The 16531-nt window shown below is 72.9% G+C and carries 17 protein-coding genes; 9 read left to right on the top strand and 8 right to left on the bottom strand.

The genetic code is table 11. The annotated features are described in order from the left end of the window. Nucleotides 1-6: 6 nt before the first annotated feature. From ACY3FI_RS09400 to ACY3FI_RS09410, 3 genes are all read right to left on the bottom strand, one after another. The gene (locus tag ACY3FI_RS09400) at nt 7-726 is read right to left on the bottom strand and encodes a Type 1 glutamine amidotransferase-like domain-containing protein (RefSeq protein WP_462547261.1); all 720 of its coding nucleotides are present in this window, start codon (nt 724-726) and stop codon (nt 7-9) included. After that, nucleotides 723-1256, bottom strand: coding sequence for a phosphoribosyltransferase (locus tag ACY3FI_RS09405; protein WP_462547262.1), 534 nt, complete (start codon nt 1254-1256; stop codon nt 723-725). Before ACY3FI_RS09405 ends, ACY3FI_RS09400 begins: the two co-directional genes overlap by 4 nt. Before the next feature lie 142 nt (nt 1257-1398). Next, nucleotides 1399-2172: an SDR family oxidoreductase gene (locus ACY3FI_RS09410; protein WP_462547263.1), complete on the bottom strand. Its 774-nt coding sequence runs from the start codon at nt 2170-2172 to the stop codon at nt 1399-1401. Between the two features lie 69 nt (nt 2173-2241). Here ACY3FI_RS09410 and ACY3FI_RS09415 point away from each other — a divergent pair, with 69 nt between their 5' ends. The 6 genes from ACY3FI_RS09415 to ACY3FI_RS09440 all read left to right on the top strand — a co-directional run bounded on the left by ACY3FI_RS09415 (nt 2242) and on the right by ACY3FI_RS09440 (nt 9595). Continuing rightward, complete coding sequence (locus ACY3FI_RS09415) at nt 2242-3315, top strand: acyltransferase family protein (protein ID WP_462547264.1); 1074 nt, start codon at nt 2242-2244, stop codon at nt 3313-3315. A gap of 189 nt (nt 3316-3504) precedes the next feature. Next, complete coding sequence (locus ACY3FI_RS09420; RefSeq protein ID WP_462547265.1) at nt 3505-4836, top strand: bifunctional o-acetylhomoserine/o-acetylserine sulfhydrylase; 1332 nt, start codon at nt 3505-3507, stop codon at nt 4834-4836. 108 nt (nt 4837-4944) lie between these two features. Then, entirely contained in the window at nt 4945-6147 is a 1203-nt protein-coding gene (metX, locus tag ACY3FI_RS09425; protein WP_462547266.1) for a homoserine O-acetyltransferase MetX, read from the top strand. Between the two features lie 186 nt (nt 6148-6333). Further along, nucleotides 6334-7491, top strand: a complete 1158-nt coding sequence (locus ACY3FI_RS09430) for a sensor histidine kinase (RefSeq protein WP_462547267.1) — start codon at nt 6334-6336, stop codon at nt 7489-7491. Further along, nucleotides 7488-8810 carry a hypothetical protein gene (locus ACY3FI_RS09435; protein ID WP_462547268.1) on the top strand — a complete coding sequence of 441 codons (1323 nt, stop codon included), beginning with the start codon at nt 7488-7490 and terminating at the stop codon, nt 8808-8810. The genes ACY3FI_RS09430 and ACY3FI_RS09435 overlap by 4 nt, the downstream gene beginning before the upstream one ends. Before the next feature lie 113 nt (nt 8811-8923). Next, a complete protein-coding gene (locus ACY3FI_RS09440; protein ID WP_462547269.1) occupies nt 8924-9595 on the top strand; it encodes a response regulator in 672 nt (223 codons plus the stop codon). A gap of 118 nt (nt 9596-9713) precedes the next feature. Here the strand turns inward: ACY3FI_RS09440 and ACY3FI_RS09445 are convergent, their stop codons facing one another. The 4 genes from ACY3FI_RS09445 to ACY3FI_RS09460 form a co-directional block, all read right to left on the bottom strand. Next, the gene (locus ACY3FI_RS09445) at nt 9714-10979 is read right to left on the bottom strand and encodes an MFS transporter (RefSeq protein WP_462547270.1); all 1266 of its coding nucleotides are present in this window, start codon (nt 10977-10979) and stop codon (nt 9714-9716) included. 115 nt (nt 10980-11094) lie between these two features. Beyond that, nucleotides 11095-11274: a hypothetical protein gene (locus tag ACY3FI_RS09450; RefSeq protein WP_462547271.1), complete on the bottom strand. Its 180-nt coding sequence runs from the start codon at nt 11272-11274 to the stop codon at nt 11095-11097. 155 nt (nt 11275-11429) lie between these two features. Further along, the gene (locus ACY3FI_RS09455; RefSeq protein WP_462547272.1) at nt 11430-11738 is read right to left on the bottom strand and encodes a thiamine-binding protein; all 309 of its coding nucleotides are present in this window, start codon (nt 11736-11738) and stop codon (nt 11430-11432) included. Then, nucleotides 11735-13033 carry a glycosyltransferase 87 family protein gene (locus ACY3FI_RS09460; protein ID WP_462547273.1) on the bottom strand — a complete coding sequence of 433 codons (1299 nt, stop codon included), beginning with the start codon at nt 13031-13033 and terminating at the stop codon, nt 11735-11737. Before ACY3FI_RS09460 ends, ACY3FI_RS09455 begins: the two co-directional genes overlap by 4 nt. 99 nt (nt 13034-13132) lie before the next feature. On the opposite strand from ACY3FI_RS09460, the gene ACY3FI_RS09465 reads away from it, so the two are divergent. Further along, on the top strand, nt 13133-13843 hold the full coding sequence (locus ACY3FI_RS09465; RefSeq protein WP_462547274.1) for a YceI family protein: 711 nt from the start codon (nt 13133-13135) through the stop codon (nt 13841-13843). A gap of 77 nt (nt 13844-13920) precedes the next feature. Here the strand turns inward: ACY3FI_RS09465 and ACY3FI_RS09470 are convergent, their stop codons facing one another. Beyond that, entirely contained in the window at nt 13921-14781 is an 861-nt protein-coding gene (locus ACY3FI_RS09470) for an ADP-dependent NAD(P)H-hydrate dehydratase (protein ID WP_462547275.1), read from the bottom strand. Between the two features lie 24 nt (nt 14782-14805). On the opposite strand from ACY3FI_RS09470, the gene ACY3FI_RS09475 reads away from it, so the two are divergent. Together ACY3FI_RS09475 and ACY3FI_RS09480 are read left to right on the top strand one after the other, a co-directional pair. Then, the gene (locus ACY3FI_RS09475; RefSeq protein WP_462547276.1) at nt 14806-15444 is read left to right on the top strand and encodes an HAD family hydrolase; all 639 of its coding nucleotides are present in this window, start codon (nt 14806-14808) and stop codon (nt 15442-15444) included. Continuing rightward, a complete protein-coding gene (locus ACY3FI_RS09480; protein WP_462547277.1) occupies nt 15441-16523 on the top strand; it encodes an NADH:flavin oxidoreductase/NADH oxidase in 1083 nt (360 codons plus the stop codon). The genes ACY3FI_RS09475 and ACY3FI_RS09480 overlap by 4 nt, the downstream gene beginning before the upstream one ends. The last annotated feature ends 8 nt before the right edge of the window (nt 16524-16531 follow it).

Genomic DNA, 16531 nt, shown 5'->3' on the forward strand with positions numbered 1-16531 from the left:
CGCTGGCTACGCGCCCATCGTGGCGACGCTGACGGACTCGTCGCCCGCCACGACCCGCCAGACGCTGCCGGTCCCCCGGACCTCGAGCGCGCCCTCGCCGACGACGAGCGTGGTGTCCTCGTCGATCGCGAGGCCGGCCGTCACGAACTCGGCCTCAGCGCTCGCGATGAGCCTGGTCAGGGTGCCGGCCTGCACGGCGTGCACGTCGACGGTGAGGTCGACGAGCCCGAGGCCCTCGCGCAGCTCGACCTCGTCGAGCCCCTCGGAGGCCTCCTGCGGGCAGATCTCGACGCCCCCGATCCGCCAGCCGCCGACGAGGGCCCGGTCCGACGCGATCATCGCTCCGGCCGAGTAGCCGAGGTAGGGCAGGCCGTCGGAGACGAGCAGCCGGATCTGGTCGACGAGCGGGGCGATCGCGTCGAGGTAGTGCGGGGTGACCCCTCCGCCGACGACGAGCGCGTCGAGGTCACTGAGGACCGCGGTGCTGAACACGGCTCCGGGCGCGACCTCGGTGACGAGGACCTCGGCCTGGCGCGCGCCGCCGAGGACCTCGGCGATGTCGGCGGTCGACGACGGCGACTCCCCCGAGTCGCGGGCGACGGAGAGCAGGCCGATGCGGGGCACGGTGCGGCCGACGGCGGCGCCGCGGGCGGTCGCCTCGGCGAGGAAGGGCGCAGCGGCGTCCGAGGCGACGAGGGGCCCGCCGCCGACGAGGTGGATGCTCACGACTCGGCCGTCACCGGCGCGAGGGCGCTCCACGGGAACGTGATCCAGCCGTCGACGCGACGCCAGACGTGGTCGGGCTCGAGCACGGTGCCCGGCTTCGAGTAGAGGCAGGCGCTGCGGACGTCGCCGCCGGCGTTGCGGATGATGTCGACCACGAGCCGGAGCGTGCGGCCGGAGTCGGAGACGTCGTCGACCACGAGGACCCGCTTGCCCGCCAGGCTCGGGGCGTCGAGCGCCGGCGACAGGATGACGGGCTCCTCGAGGCGCTGCTCGACGTCGGTGTAGAACTCGACGTTGATCGAGCCGCACTCCTTCGTGCCGAGCGCGTAGGCCACGGCACCGGCGATGATGAGGCCGCCGCGCGCGACGGCGACGACGACCTCGGGCTCGAAGCCGGACGAGAGCACGTCCTTCGCGAGGAGGCGTGCGGCATCGCCGAACTCGAGCCACCCGAGCACCTCGGGCCCGCTCGTGACGGTCACGGTCGAGGGAGCCTGGGCGGGTGACCCGGAGTCGCTGCTGATCGGCATCCGACCACGGTACCGGCACCGAGCCCCTGCCCGCGACCCGTGCACGCCACACGGCAGCGCGGCCGCACGTCAGGCAGGCGCGTGCCTGCACGCCCTGCTGACGCGCGGCCGCCCGTCACGCAGGCGCGTGCCTGCCCGGTGCTCAGCCCCGCGGGGTGAGCGGCCCGCGCGCGAGCTTGTGCTGCGCCGACTGCGCCACCGGCCGGACCGTGACGAGGTCCAGGTTCACGTGCGGCGGCAGCTCCACCGCGTGCACGATCGCCTCGGCGACGTCGTCGGCCACGAGCGGGTCCGGCACGTCCGCGTACACGGCGGCGGCCTTCTCGGCGTCGCCGCGGAAGCGCGTGAGGGCGAACTCGTCGGTCTTCACCAGGCCGGGGGCGATCTCGACGACCCGGATCGGCTCGCCGTTCAGCTCGAGCCGCAGCGCCGCCACGAGGGCGTGCTCGGCGAACTTCGCGGCGTTGTACCCGCCGCCGTTCTCGTACGCGACGTGTCCGGCCGTGCTCGTCACGGTGACGACGTCCGCCGTGCCCGCGGTGGCGGCGCGGCGACGCAGGTGCGGCAGGAGCGCCGACACGACGCGCTTGGTGCCGATCACGTTCACCTCGAACATCGCGCGCCAGTCGTCCACGTCGGACTCCTCGACGCTCGCCGAACCGAACGCGCCGCCGGCGTTGTTGACGAGCACGTCGGCCCCGCCGAGCTCCTCGACCCGGGCGGCGAGCGCGGCCACGTCGTCGGCGCTCGTGACGTCGCCGACCAGGACGTCGGCGCCGGTCTCCGCGGCGAGCGCCTCGAGCTTCTCCCGGCGGCGGGCGACGGCGAGCACCTCCCACCCGTGGTCGCGGAAGCGGCGGACGGTGGCGGCGCCGATGCCCGAGCTGGCTCCGGTGACGACTGCGCGACGAGGCATGGGGACTCCAAGTGGGGAGGACGGGAGGGACCGGTCCCACCGTACCGATCCCCGGTACCGTGGCCCGCGATGACGACCGACGCCGCTGCCACCACGCGCCTCGAACCGGGCCGCGCGAAGCGCCGCATCCCGATGTGGGACACGGCCCGTTTCCTCGCGGTCACGCTCGTCGTCATCGGCCACGCGATCCAGCGGCAGACGCCGGGCAGTGAGCACGCGTTGGCGCTGTACACGTTCATCTACGCGTTCCACATGCCGGCGTTCGGCGTGATCAGCGGCTACTTCTCGTCGGCGGACACCCCGACGGCGCAGCGCATGCGTCGGACGATCACCGACATCGTGGTGCCGTACATCATCATGCAGACGATCTGGACCGTGGTGCAGGCGATCGTGGAGGGCGGCAAGACCTTCAACCCGACCCAGCCGACGTGGACGCTCTGGTTCCTGCTCGCCCTCGGGATCTTCCGGCTGATCCTGCCCTACCTCGCCCAGCTGCGGTGGCCGCTGTTCTGGGCGGTGGTCTTCAGCATCGGTGTCGGCTACTTCGACAACGTGGACTCGACGCTGTCCCTGTCGCGCGCGATCAGCCTGCTGCCGTTCTTCCTCGTCGGCTGGCAGGTCAAGCAGTGGGGGCTCTTCGAGCGCTGGTACGACGCGCCGCGCCGGGTGGTCGTCCGGGTGCGGGTGGTCGCGGCGGTGGTCTTCGCGGCGTGGGCGGCCTCGTGTGCGATCTGGATCCCGCAGTTCAAGGAGTTCGACCTGCACCACTGGTTCTTCTACGACGACTCGTACTCCGGGCTCGGCGAGGACACCTGGTGGGCCGGCGGCGTGCGCTTCGGGCTGATGCTGCTCGCGGCGCTCCTGACGACGTCGTTCCTGCTGCTCGTGCCCCGGCGGACCGTCTGGCTGACGCAGTTCGGCGCGGCGACGATGTACGTGTACCTGCTCCACACCTTCCTGCTCTACCCGATCCGCGAGAGCGGCATCCTCGCCGGGGAGCACTCGGCCTGGCCGTACGTGCTGCTGATGGTCGCGATCGCGTGCCTCGTCAGCCTGTTCCTCGCGCAGCCCTTCGTGCGGCGCGGGATGCGCTGGCTGCTCGAGCCGCGCGTCGATTGGCTGTTCCGGAGGGACGCCGCCTGACGGCGGTCCCGCTGCGCCGGTCGGTCGGACGGGAGGCGCGGATCGCCTGCGCGACGAGCGTTACGTCGTGAGGCGGCCGCGCTGGTGCCCGGCTGCCCACCTGGATACCGTGGCCTCCGACGTGCAGGTGCGCCGTTCCTCCGCAGCCGGCGCCGACCCGACACCCGCCGCACCGGACAGGAGAACCGCATGACCCAGAACGACGCCGCCACCTGGCGCTTCGAGACCGCGCAGGTCCACGCCGGTGCGCAGCCGGACCCGACGACGGGTGCCCGGGCCACGCCGATCTACAAGACGACGTCGTACGTCTTCGAGAACTCGGACCACGCCCGCGACCTGTTCGCGCTGGCGCAGCCGGGCAACATCTACTCGCGGATCATGAACCCGACGAACGACGTCGTCGAGCAGCGGATCGCGGCGCTCGAGGGCGGTTCGGGTGCGCTGCTGGTGTCCTCCGGGCAGGCCGCGGAGACGTACGCGGTGCTCAACATCGCCGGCGCGGGCGACCACATCGTCTCGTCGTCCTCGATCTACGGCGGCACGTACAACCTGTTCAAGTACACGCTCGCAAAGCTCGGCATCGAGACCACCTTCGTCGAGGACCAGGACGACCTCGAGGAGTGGCGCCGCGCGGTCCGCCCGAACACGAAGCTGTTCTTCGCGGAGACCATCGGCAACCCGAAGATCAACGTCCTCGACATCACCGGGGTGAGCGACGTCGCGCACGAGTCCGGTGTCCCGCTCATCGTCGACAACACGATCGCCACCCCGTACCTGATCCGTCCGTTCGAGCACGGCGCGGACATCGTGGTGCACTCGGCCACGAAGTTCCTCGGCGGCCACGGCACGGTGATCGGCGGCGTCATCGTGGACGGCGGCCGGTTCGCCTGGTCCGACCACGCCGAGCGCTTCCCGGAGTTCAACACCCCGGACCCCTCGTACCACGGCGCCGTCTTCGCGCAGGCCGTCGGCAACGAGCTGGCGTACGTCGTCAAGGCGCGCGTGCAGCTGCTCCGCGACCTCGGCGCCTCGAACTCCCCCGACACCGCGTTCGCGCTCCTGCAGGGCATCGAGACGCTCTCGCTCCGGATCGAGCGGCACGTGTCCAACGCGCAGGAGATCGCCGAGTGGCTCGACCGGCACCCGGACGTCGCGACCGTGGCGTACGCCGGACTGCCGACGTCGCCCTGGTACGCCGCGGCGAACCGGTACGCGCCGAAGGGCGTCGGCGCGGTGCTGTCGTTCGAGCTGAAGGGCGGCGTGCCCGCGGGCAAGGCGTTCGTCGACAACCTCCGGCTGTTCTCGCACCTGGCGAACATCGGCGACGTGCGCTCCCTCGTGATCCACCCGGCGTCGACGACGCACTCGCAGCTCACGCCCGAGCAGCAGCTCACGACCGGGGTCACGCCGGGGCTCGTGCGGCTCTCGGTGGGGATCGAGAACGTCGAGGACCTGCGGGCCGACCTCGAGGCGGGGCTCGCGGCGGCGCGTGCGGTCTCGCAGGAGGGCCTGCGCGCGTAGGTCATGTGCGTCCGTCGCGGTGCGTGTGCGGCCCTGCAGCCGGCGACGCGCCCGACGTGACGTAACACGGCGGTGGTGGGGCGCGCCTCCCGGCAGACTGGACGCACGATGGACTGGCAGACGACCCCCGAGGACTCCGTCCCGTCCACCCTCGTGCCCGGCGCCGAGCTCGGCACCATCGGCAAGCCGCCCGTGACCGGGGCCTGGCGCCCGGGCGACCCGCCCGGAGCGCGCCACTTCGCGACGATCGGCGAGCAGTGGGTGCGCGGGGGGCGCCTGCCGGCCGTCCGCATCGCGTACGAGACGTGGGGCGAGCTGAACGCCGCACGCGACAACGCCGTGCTGGTCTTCCACGCGCTCACCGGTGACTCCCACGTGGCCGGTCCCCCGGGGCCCGGCCACCGCACGGCCGGCTGGTGGGGCGACGTGGTCGGACCGGGACGGGCGATCGACACCGACCGGTGGTTCGTGGTCGCGCCGAACATGCTCGGCGGGTGCCAGGGGACGACCGGGCCCTCGTCGGTGGCGCCGGACGGCCACGAGTGGGGGTCTCGCTTCCCGTTCGTCACGGTGCGCGACCAGGTGGCCGCGCAGACGCAGCTCGCCGACGCCCTCGGGATCGACGTCTTCGCGGCGGTGGTCGGTGGCTCGATGGGCGGCATGCACGCGCTCGAGTTCGCGGTCACGCACCCCGCACGGGTGGAACGGCTGGCGGTGCTGGCGAGCACGGCGCAGACGACCGCCGACCAGATCGCGGCGAACTCGCTGCAGCGCGCCGCGATCCAGATGGACCCGGCGTTCGCGGGCGGCGACTACCACGAGGCCGACGCCGGCGACGGGCCGCACCGCGGGCTGGCGCTGGCACGGCGGATGGCGCTGATGACCTACCGCGCGTCCGACGAGCTGAACGGCCGGTTCGCCCGGTCCTGGCAGAGCGACGTCTCCCCCCTCGGCGACGACGGCCGGTTCTCCGTCGAGAGCTACCTCGACTTCCACGGCAACAAGTTCACCCGGCGGTTCGACGCCTCGTCCTACGTGACGCTGACGCACGCGATGGACTCGCACGACGTCGGGGCCGGGCGTGGCGGGGTGGACGCGGCGCTCGGTCTGGTGACGGCCCGGACGCTCGTGGTCGGGGTGTCGAGCGACCGGCTCTTCCCGGTCGAGGACCAGCACCGCATCGCCGCCGGCGTGCCCGACACCCTCGACGGCGACCGGGCGGCGGTCATCGAGAGCGAGTTCGGACACGACGGGTTCCTCATCGAGCACGAGGCCGTCGGGGCCCACCTGCGTCGTCTCCTCGAGGCCTGATCCAGGGCCGGACGGACCCCTCCGACCACCCTCCTCGTAACGATCCGAGACCCAACCGTTCCACCCCCGCGCGCCGAACACCCCCCAACGGGTGTCGCGCGTGGAATGATGGCGGGGAACTCGGCATGATCGAGGCTCGGTTTCCCTCCGGGTCGAACCACCACTCCGTCACCAACCAGGACATCGATGGACTTCATCGCACAGGAACGCGACCGCTTGCTGCGGTCGACCACCCGTGTCGTCGGCATCGTCTGCGCGCTGCTGTCGGTCATCGCCGTGCTCTGCGCCCTCGCCGTCCCGACGGTCCCGCTGCTCGGCGCGCTGGCCTGCATCGCCATCATGATCGCCGGCCTGCTCGCCACGGGCTACAACGCGTCGACGTGGTGGACCGTCCTCACGCTCGCCGGCGGCCTCGGCGCGGTCGCCCTGCTCCTCACGGGCGTCGAAGCGGACGTCCGCCCGGTCATCGCCTCGGCGATCGTGCCCCTCGCGTCGGGCGGCCTCTCGGCCCCGCTCATGGCGCAGCGCGGCAAGCCGATCGGACTCGGGCTCACCGTGCTCGCCGGAGCGGCAGCACTCGTCGCGGTCGTCTGGGCCAGTGGCAGCCCCGTGTCGGGCACCGCCGCCGCCGTCGCACTCGGCTGGATCCTCATCGCGGTCGTGACCGTCTGGATCTCCCGCAGCATCCCCCGGGTCGCCCGGCGGATCGCCAGCATCGGCACCGCGCACCGTGCCGAGCGGCAGGCGAGCGAGACCGAGGCGCAGCGCCGCCAGGGAGCGCGCCTGCTGCACGACACCGTGCTCGCGACCCTCACCCTCCTCGCGCACTCCGGCGTCGGCGTCTCCGAGCAGGCGATGCGCGAACAGGCCGCCGAGGACGCCCGGCTCCTGCGCCACCTCCGACTCGGCGCGACCCCGCAGCCGCAGCAGTCAGGCGACTACTCGCTCACCCGCGAAGAGGAGTCACCCCTCGGGCAGACCCTCGAGTCGGTGAAGCAGCGGTTCGGTCGGATGGGCCTCGAGGTCAGCTGGCACGGCACCGGCCAGGTCCTGCTGCCGTCGCACGTCCTCGACGCCTTCCTCCTGGCGCTCGGCGAGTGCCTCGAGAACGTCCGCCGGCACGCCGGGGTCGGCGAGGCCCACGTCACGATCGTCCACGACAACGAGATGGTCCGGGCGATGGTCACCGACTCCGGTGTCGGCTTCGACCTCGAGGGCATCAGCGCCGAACGCCTCGGCTTCAAGGAGAGCGTGGTGAACCGCCTCCGCGAGGTCGGCGGCGACGCCAAGCTCTTCTCCGCGCCGGGTTCCGGCACCACCGTCGTGCTGGAGGCACCGCGATGAGCCGCATCCCCGAGGACACCATCAGCCGTGGGCTCCCCGGCGAGACCGTGCAGCCCGCTCCGCGGACCAGACGGGAGGCGCGGGAGCGGTACCGGGGCAGCGAGCGTCGGCAGGCGCGCGGCCTCCCCTCCACCTCGACCGGTGCGCGCTCGCTGCGGCAGGCCGCCAAGCCCGGCGCGTCCCTCGGTGCCGGCTACCTCGGACTCGGCGCCGCGGTCCTCACCGCGATCCAGGGCGTGCTCGGCATCGCGTTCTTCATCAGCCGCTGGTCCGACCTCAGCCACCCGTGGTTGCCGGCGGCCGCGTGGGGGCTCTACGTCGTCGCTGCGATCGGCGTCACCCTCAGCCTCCTGACCTACGGGGAGCGGCTGACGGGCCTGGCCTTCGTGCTCATCTGCGTGGTGCTCGCGTGCGTGGTCACGCTCGACTTCGTCGGGATCTTCCCCGAGCACATGATCACGCGGACGGCGTCCGCCTCGGTCGCGGCGGGCTTCGCGCTGCTGCCGATCGCGACGCTCCGCCCCGTGCGCGAGGTCGCCGCCGCGATCGCCGTGCTCGGGCTGGCCTTCATCGGGATGGCCGCGGTGTCGACCCCGGTGACGACGGACACGCTCCCGGGCATGGTGTCCCTCATCGCCCTCGTGGTCGTGCCGCCGTCGGTCGCGCTGTACGTGGTGCACCGGTTCCGGCAGCTCGTGCAGCGCGAGCTCGACCGGGTCCTCGTGCAGAGCAACGTCGGGGCGCCGCAGTTCGCCGTCGGCATGCTCGCGTCGGACGAACTCGCTCGGCTCGACCTCGCCGCCGAGAAGCTCCTCGACGCGGTCGCGAACGGCAGCGACCCGCTGCCCCTCTCCGACGCCTCGGCCTCGGTCGCGGCGTCGCTCGCCACCGAGCTCCGGCTGCACCTCATCGAGGGCCGGCGTGAGACGTGGCTCTACCACGCGATCACGGAGTCCGACAACCTCGGCCGGTCCGTCAGCGTCGCGGACCCGCAGTCCCTCGCGGGGCACCTCTCCCCGAAGCAGCGCGACGGCCTCCTGCAGGCCCTCTGGCAGATGGTCGGCGACGGGCGCACGGCGCAGCCCGGCTCCCCCGTCGTGTCGGTCACGCTCGGGCCCGTGGGCTCCGACGGGCACCCGGTCACCGACGAGACGATGGACGTCCCGGTCGTCTTCGAGTCGCGCGGCGTCCCCCGCCGCCGACTCGGCCCGACCGCCTGGAGCGCCCTCCAGCGGATCGGTCCCTACACCGACACCGTGCGGGACGGTGTGCTCCACGTCACCGCGCACTGCGTCGTCGACCGGCATCCCTCGATGTAGCGGTCACGCGACCCCGGTCGACCCGAAGTGCCGGACACCCTGTCCCACCTGCCCGTGCGGACGCCCCGCTCCCCCTAGGATCGGCCGAGACCGCCCCGAGAAAGGACGCCAGCATGGCGACTCCAGAGGAACCCATCCGACTCGCCCTCGTCGACGACCACAGGATGCTCCTGGGCGCGCTCACCGAGTGGATCCGCAACGCGGCCGACGACATCACCCTCGTCGCCGCCGTGACGACCTGGCCCGAGCTGCTCACCAGCCCGGCGTTCCCGGTCGACGTGGTGCTCCTCGACCTCGACCTCAAGGACTCGATCCCGGTCTCGCTGAAGATCTCGACGCTCAAGACGGCCGGCGTGAAGACCGTCGTCATGAGCACCTACTCGGAGCCGAACGTCGTCCGTGAGGCCCTCGCGTCCGGCGCCCTCGGCTACCTCGTGAAGAGCGAGGACGCGGACATGATCGTCGAGGCGATCCGCTCGGCCCAGCGTGGCGAGCAGTACGTCTCCGCCGAGCTCGACCTCGCGATCAACAGCGGCGACGTCGGCGGTGTGCCGAAGCTCAGCGCCCAGGAGCGTCGCGTCATGGCGCTCTACGGCGGCGGTGAGCCGGTGAAGAGCGTGGCGTACCAGCTCGGCATCTCCGAGGAGACGGCGAAGAGCTACCTCAAGCGCATCCGCGAGAAGTACCGCGTCGCCGGCTTCGACGTCGGCACGAAGGTGGCGCTCCGGAAGCGGGCGATCACCGACGGCATCATCGTGCAGGACGGCAGCCCGCTGGGCCTGTAGCCCGCCCTGCCTCTCCTCTTCCGCGGGAGCGACAGATCACCGCGCTCCGGCCGCACCGATCTGTCGCTCCCGCGTTCCGTTCGGGCGCCCACAGCCCGGCCGGCCACCTGGCAGGCCCTCAGCCGAGCGGGACGGGCGCCGTGATCGGCCCCGTGGACGGCGCCGACGACCGCAGCTCGGCACGACGCCGGCTCCGCCGCTCGACGCCGTAGCTGATCGCCGTCACACCGACGCCGAGCAGCGCGAGCACGATGCCCAGCCAGCCCGGCGCACGGTAGCCGAAGCCCGCGGCGATGACCGCACCGCCGAGCGCCGCTCCGAGGGAGTTGCCGACGTTGAACGCGGAGTGGTTGAGCGCCGCCGCGATCGTGCGGGCGTCTCCGGCGACGTCCATCAGACGCGACTGCACCGCCGGCGGGATCGCCGACGAGGTCGCTCCGATGAGGAACGCGCTGACGAACATGCCGACGACCCACTGGGCCGTGAGCACCGTGATGACGAGCGCGACGATGAGGGCGAGCAGGCCGACGTAGATCGTCCGCTTGACGCTGTGGTCGGCGAGGTGGCCGCCGATGACGCCACCGACGACCATGCCGAGGCCGACGACGACGAGGACGAGCGGCACGGCGGCCTCGGGCAGCCCGGTGACGTTCTGCACGAGCGGGGAGATGTACGAGTAGACGGCGAAGAACCCGCCGAAGCCGATCGCGCCGAGGCCCATCACGATCCAGACCTGCGGGACGCGGAAGGCCCGGAGCTCGCGGCCGATCGTCGCGTGCTCGTCGCGCGGCGCCCGGGGCACGAAGGCGGCCACGGCGAGGAAGGTCGCGGCGAAGAGCGCGGTGACGACGCCGTACGCGATCCGCCAGCCGGCCACCTGGCCGACCCAGGTGATCGCCGGGACGCCGACGACGTTGGCGATCGACAGGCCGAGCATGACCATCGCGATGCCCTTGCCGCGCTTGCCGGGGCCCATCATGTCGCCGGCGACGATCGAGGCGATGCCGAAGTACGCGCCGTGCGGCAGCCCGGCGACGAAGCGCGCCACGAGCACGAGCCCGAACGACGGCAGCAGCGCCGAGGCGATCGTCGCGAGCACGAAGCCGACGAGCAGGACGAGCAGCAGGCCCTTCCGCGGGAACTTCGCGGACATCGCGGCGATGGTCGGCGCACCGACGACGACGCCGAGCGCGTAGGCGCTGATGAGCATCCCGGCGTGCGCCTCGGTGCCGGCGGGATCGGCGGCGTACTGCCCGGGCAGGAGCGCCTGGGCGATGTTCGGCAGGAGGCCCATCGCGACGAACTCGGTCGACCCGATGGCGAACCCGCCGAGGGCGAGGGCGACGAGCGCGAGGGTGCGTCGCGCCGGCGTGAGAGTGGTCATCGATCCTGATCTCGACGGGGCGAACGGAGAACGGGCGCACGAGGCACCCGCTCCGAGCAGTGTAGACCGCTCCAACGCCACCGTGGAAGTCGTGGCGCGAATCGATTCGACCGACTCAGGCCGCGCGACGCTCCGCGCCGGAGGGGGCGGGCTCGGCGAGTTCGGGCAGCTCGTCGCGGTGCACCCACCCGGAGCCGCACTCGCTGCACGTCGCCCAGGCGTGGTCGCCCTGCTCGTCGGTGTCGATGACGACCGTCCGCAGGTCGCAGTCGGGGCACCAGCCGTCGTGCATCATGACGCGCTCCTCGTCGTCCGGGAACCACCGCGTGTGGCTCGATGCGGACCATGAGACACCCGGCCACCGACATCCGAGGAACGTCCGCGGCGTGTCGGGCGAGGCCACAGGAAGGACCGAGGGACCCGCCGGTGGCGCGGCCCCTGGCCCGCCGTTCAGTCCCCCAGCGCCGCCTCGAGCCGCTCGAGCTTGCCGTCGATCTCGCCGGTGTGCCCCGGTCGGATGTCGGCCTTGAGCACGAGCGACACCCGCGTGCCGTACGCCCCGACCGCCTCGGTGGCGCGCTTGACGACGTCCATGACCTCGTCCCACTCCCCCTCGACCTCGGTGAACATCGACGACGTCCGGTTCGGCAGCCCGCTCTCGCGGACGATCCGCACGGCCGCGGCGACGGCATCGTGCACGGAGCCGTCCGAGGCCGCGGAGGGACCACCGGACGGAGCGACGGAGAAGGCGACGATCATGCGTCCATCCTGCCCCGGTCCGCCTCGGCCGGCGCAGACGGGACCGCACGCGCGCTCACCGGAGTCGACGGCGGAGCCTGCACTCCGAGCCGCGCGAGCCCGACCACGCTCCACACCAGCAGCACCACCTCGAGCAGGTTCCGCAGCGTCAGCACGACGAGGATCCCCGGCCGCACCGCGAGCACCTGGTCGTAGTACGCCGGGTAGATCGCCTGCGTCAGCGCCGCCGTCACGAGCGCAACGACCGCGATCGGCACGAAGCGCCGCGCACTCGACCGCCCCGCCGCGAGCCCCCACACCACCGGCACGGCGAACCACCCGATGTACTGCGGCGACCCGACCTTGTTCGCGGCGATGAGCGCGGCGACGAACAGCAGCGCGAGCAACGGCGCCGCCTCGGACCGGTGCGCGCCGCGCCGCACGGCCCAGAGCGCCAGGAGCGCGCCGCCGGCGACCGCGACGAGCATGAGCGGTGTCGACACGGCCGCGGCCGCGTGCGTCCCCGCCCCGGTCACCTCGAAGGTCAGGATCTCGTGGTCGTACGCGACCGCTGCCCCGCCGGTGCCGAGCGACGCCATCCACATGAACGGGGTCGCCAGCGGCGCCTCGATCTGCAGCGAGCGCCCGGTCTGCTGCCCGATGAACGAGAACAGGTGCGCGGCCCCGCCGTAGAGCACGTCGACGAGGACGATGAGCGCCGTGACGACGAGTGCCCCGGTGAGCACACCGGCCCGGTGACCGCGGCGGAGGAGCAGCAGCACCCCGACGAGCGCGGCCGGCCAGACCTTGGTCCAGGCACCGGCGGTGAACAGGGCGGAGGCGACCGCGGGACGCGTCGCGACGAAGGCCACGCCGACGAGGGCGAGCACGGTCGCGACGGAGTCGATCCGGCCGAGGGCGATCGGTCCGAGGGCGGCGAGGAACGCGAGCCACCACCAGACGACGCGGACGCCGAAGGCCCGGAGCCGCCAGAGGCACGCGCAGGCGACGGCGTCGAGCACGACCATGAGCGCGAGCCACCCGGTGCCGATCGAGGCGACGCCACCCGCTGCGGCAGCGGCCATCGGCACGATCGCGAGGATCGGGTACACCCAGTCGGAGTCGATGCCGACCCAGTAGTGGTCGGTGTGCCCGGTCTCGATCCACCGGCGGTAGGTGAGCAGCACGTCGCCGATCGGCTGGTTCGGCACGACCCGCGCCAGCCACCAGAGCAGCGCGTGCACGCCGACGAAGGCCACCACGAAGCCGACCGGACCGAGCCACCGCGTCGACCGCTTCCCCTGTTCCGAGACCACCGACCGAGCGTACCGGGGCGGTTCCGCCCCAGCCGCCGGAGGCCGGCTTCCCACGAGGAGTCACAGGGTCCCCCGAGCATGACGTGTCACCGTTCCCCCATGACCTCCGTACCGCCCCGTGGGCGCCGCAAGGCCGTCGTCTGGATCTCCGTCATCGCCGCCGTCGTCGTCCTCGGCGTGGTCGGGGCGGTGGTCGCGACGAACGTCTACACGTCGAGCGAGAACGCAAAGGCCTCCGCAGCACCGAGCGTCGCCGCGACCCGTGCTCCGTCGACGATCGACGCCGCGGACCTCTCCGGCGAGTGGTCGGTCGGCGGCGACTCCGAGGCCGGCTACCGCGTGCACGAGGTCCTCAACGGCTCGGGCGTCACGGTCACCGGTCGCACCGACAGCGTGACCGGCAGCGCCACGGTCGACGGCTCCTCGATCACGAAGGCCACGATCACGGTGCAGGTCGCCGACATCGCGACCGACTCGGCGCAGCGCGACTCCTACTTCCGCGACTCCGCGATGGACGCCTCGGCCTTCCCCACCGCGACCTTCGCCCTCGCCGAACCGGTCGCCGACGCCGTCCCGAGCGGCTCCGGCACGACGACCGTCCGGGCCACCGGCGACCTCACCCTGCACGGCGTCACGAAGCGGGTCACCGCCGAGCTGCAGGTCGGCCTGAACGGCGACGGCGTCGACATCTCCGGTACGGTCCCGGTCACCTTCTCCGACTACGGCGTGCAGGCACCGAACCTCGGCTTCGTGAAGGTCGACGACGCTGGCAGCGTCGAGTTCCTCGTGCACGCCGCCCCGCGCTCGTAGCGCCGGGCGCGACCACCCACCGGTCGGGAGGCGCGGTGCCGGCCCGCCCCGCGCCTCCAGACCGTTGTCGGTGCCGTCTACCCGCGTGCGTCGCCGTCGACGACGAGGTCGCGGACGACGCCGGGGAGCTGCTCGACCAGCATCGTCATGGTGAACGGGCCGCCGCGCGACGCGCGCCGCGCCGCGACACCGTGCACGACCGCCGCGGTCGCCGCGAGGTGCGCGAGGTCGGACGGCGTCAGCGTCGAAGCGGCGGCCTCGGCCGCCCCCTGCCGCGCGGCGACGAGGGCGCCGAGCACCCCGCCGAGCACGTCACCGGCACCGGCCGCGGCGAGCCAGGGGGTCGCCGACGAGGCGACGAGGCGCACCGCCCCGTCGGGTGTCGCGACGTGCGTCGCCGAGCCCTTGAGGAGCACGACGCTGCCGGTCCGTGCAGCGGCGCGGACGGCGGCCGCCGCCGGGTCCTGCTCGATCTCCTCACGAGGGACGTCGAGCACCGCGGCGAGCTCGCCCGCGTGCGGGGTGAGCACGGCGCGCGGTCCGAGGTCGACGAGCGGGATCGCCCCGGCGTCGACGACGACCGGCACGCCGTCGTCCGAGGCGTGTGCGAACGCCGCGGCCGTGGTCGGGTCGAGCTCACCGAGCGAGCCGGCCGAGATGCCCGAACCGACGAGCCAGGACTGGACGCGGCCGACGCCGGCGACCGCCTCGGGTCGTCGCTGCAGCACGTGGTCGGACGCCCGTGCCGGACCGACGTAGCGGACCATGCCGACCCCGGTGTGGACCGCGGCGTCGACGCCCATCACGGCCGCGCCGGGGTACTGGTCGGAACCGGTCGCGACGCCGAGCACCCCCCGCCGGTACTTGGTCGACTCCCCGTGCGGAGCGGTGGTCCAGGCGGCGGCGTCGGACGGGGCGAAGGGGACGAAGTCGTTCACGTGCGCCACGTTACGGTGGAGCGCATGAGCCTGTTCCTGCCCGGTCGTGTGGTGGTCTTCGACTACGGCGAGGTGATCAGCCGGACCCCGCACGCCTCGCGCGACGCCCTGGTCGCGGCGACGGGCGTCCCCGCGCCGGAGCTCTTCCCCGTCTACCAGGAGCTCCGCCACGACCTCGACCGGGGCGACCTCTCCGTCGTGGCGTACTGGCGCGCGATCGCCGACCGGACCGGACGGTCCTGGAGCCTGACCGACATCCACCGCTTCTGGGCGATCGACTTCACCGGGTGGTTCGAGGTCGAGCCGGAGACCCTCGCGATCGTCGAGGAGCTGCACGACGCCGGCACCCGCCTGGCCCTGCTCTCCAACGCGGGCTTCGACTTCGGCGACCCGTACCGCCGCTCCCCGATGGGCTCACTGTTCGAGACGGTCGTGGTGAGCGCCGAGGAGCACGTCCTCAAGCCCGACGCATCCGTCTACCGCGTCACGTGCGACCGACTGGGAATCGAGCCGGAGCAGATGGTGTTCGTCGACAACAGGGCCGAGAACGCCGCCGGCGCGGAAGCGATCGGGGCGCTCGGCCACCACTACACCGCACCGGCTGGCCTGCGGACCTTCCTGCAGGACCTGGCCGGGCGCGTCCCCGAAGGAGCCACCGCGTGACCCACGCCCTGTTCGAGCCGATCACCGTCCGCGACCTCACCGTCCGCAACCGCATCTGGGTGTCCCCGATGTGCCAGTACTCGGTCGAGCGGCAGGACGGCGTGCCGACGCCGTGGCACCTCGTGCACCTCGGCGGGTTCGCGAAGGGCGGTGCGGGCGCGGTCGTGGTCGAGGCCACGGGCGTCGTGCCCGAGGGTCGGATCAGCCCGCAGGACCTCGGCCTGTGGAACGACGAGCAGCGGGACGCCTTCCGGCCGATCGTCGACTTCATCCACGCGCAGGGCGCCGCGGCGGGTGTCCAGCTCGCACACGCCGGGCGCAAGGCGTCGACCTTCCGCCCGTGGGAGGACACGCACGGCACCGTCCCCGCCGAGCAGGGCGGTTGGTCCACGGTCGCCCCGTCGGCGGTCGCCTTCGACGGGTACGACACCCCTCGCGGCCTCGCCACCGAGGACATCCGCGTCGTCGCCCTGGCGTTCGCCGCCGCCGCGCGCCGGTCGATCGAGGCCGGGTTCGACCTCGTCGAGATCCACGCCGCGCACGGCTACCTGCTCCACCAGTTCCTCTCGCCGCTGAGCAACCACCGCACCGACTCCTACGGCGGGTCGCTCGAGAACCGCGCCCGCGCGCTGCTCGAGGTCCTCGACGCCGTGCGCGCCGAGGTCGGCGAGGGCTTCCCCGTCGTCGTCCGGTTCTCCGCGACGGACTGGGTCGACGGTGGTCTCACGCTCGACGAGACCACGCAGGTCGCCCGCTGGGCCGCCGAGCACGGCGCCGACCTGGCCGACGTGTCGACCGGCGGCAACGTCGCGAGGGCGTCGATCCCGGTCGGACCGGGCTACCAGGTGCCGTTCGCCGCGGCGGTCAAGCGCGACGCGGGCATCGGCACGATCGCCGTCGGCATGATCTCCGAGGCCTTCCAGGCCGAGCAGATCGTCGCGACCGGGCAGGCCGACGTCGTCATGGTGGGGCGCGAGTTCCTCCGCGACCCGGCGTTCCCGCTCCGCGCCGCCGTCGAACTCGGCGTCTCCGTCGACTACGAGCCGCAGCAGTACCACCGCGCCCGTGTCACGGCCTAGCGGCCTTC

The organism is Curtobacterium sp. RM9, assembly GCF_054956955.1.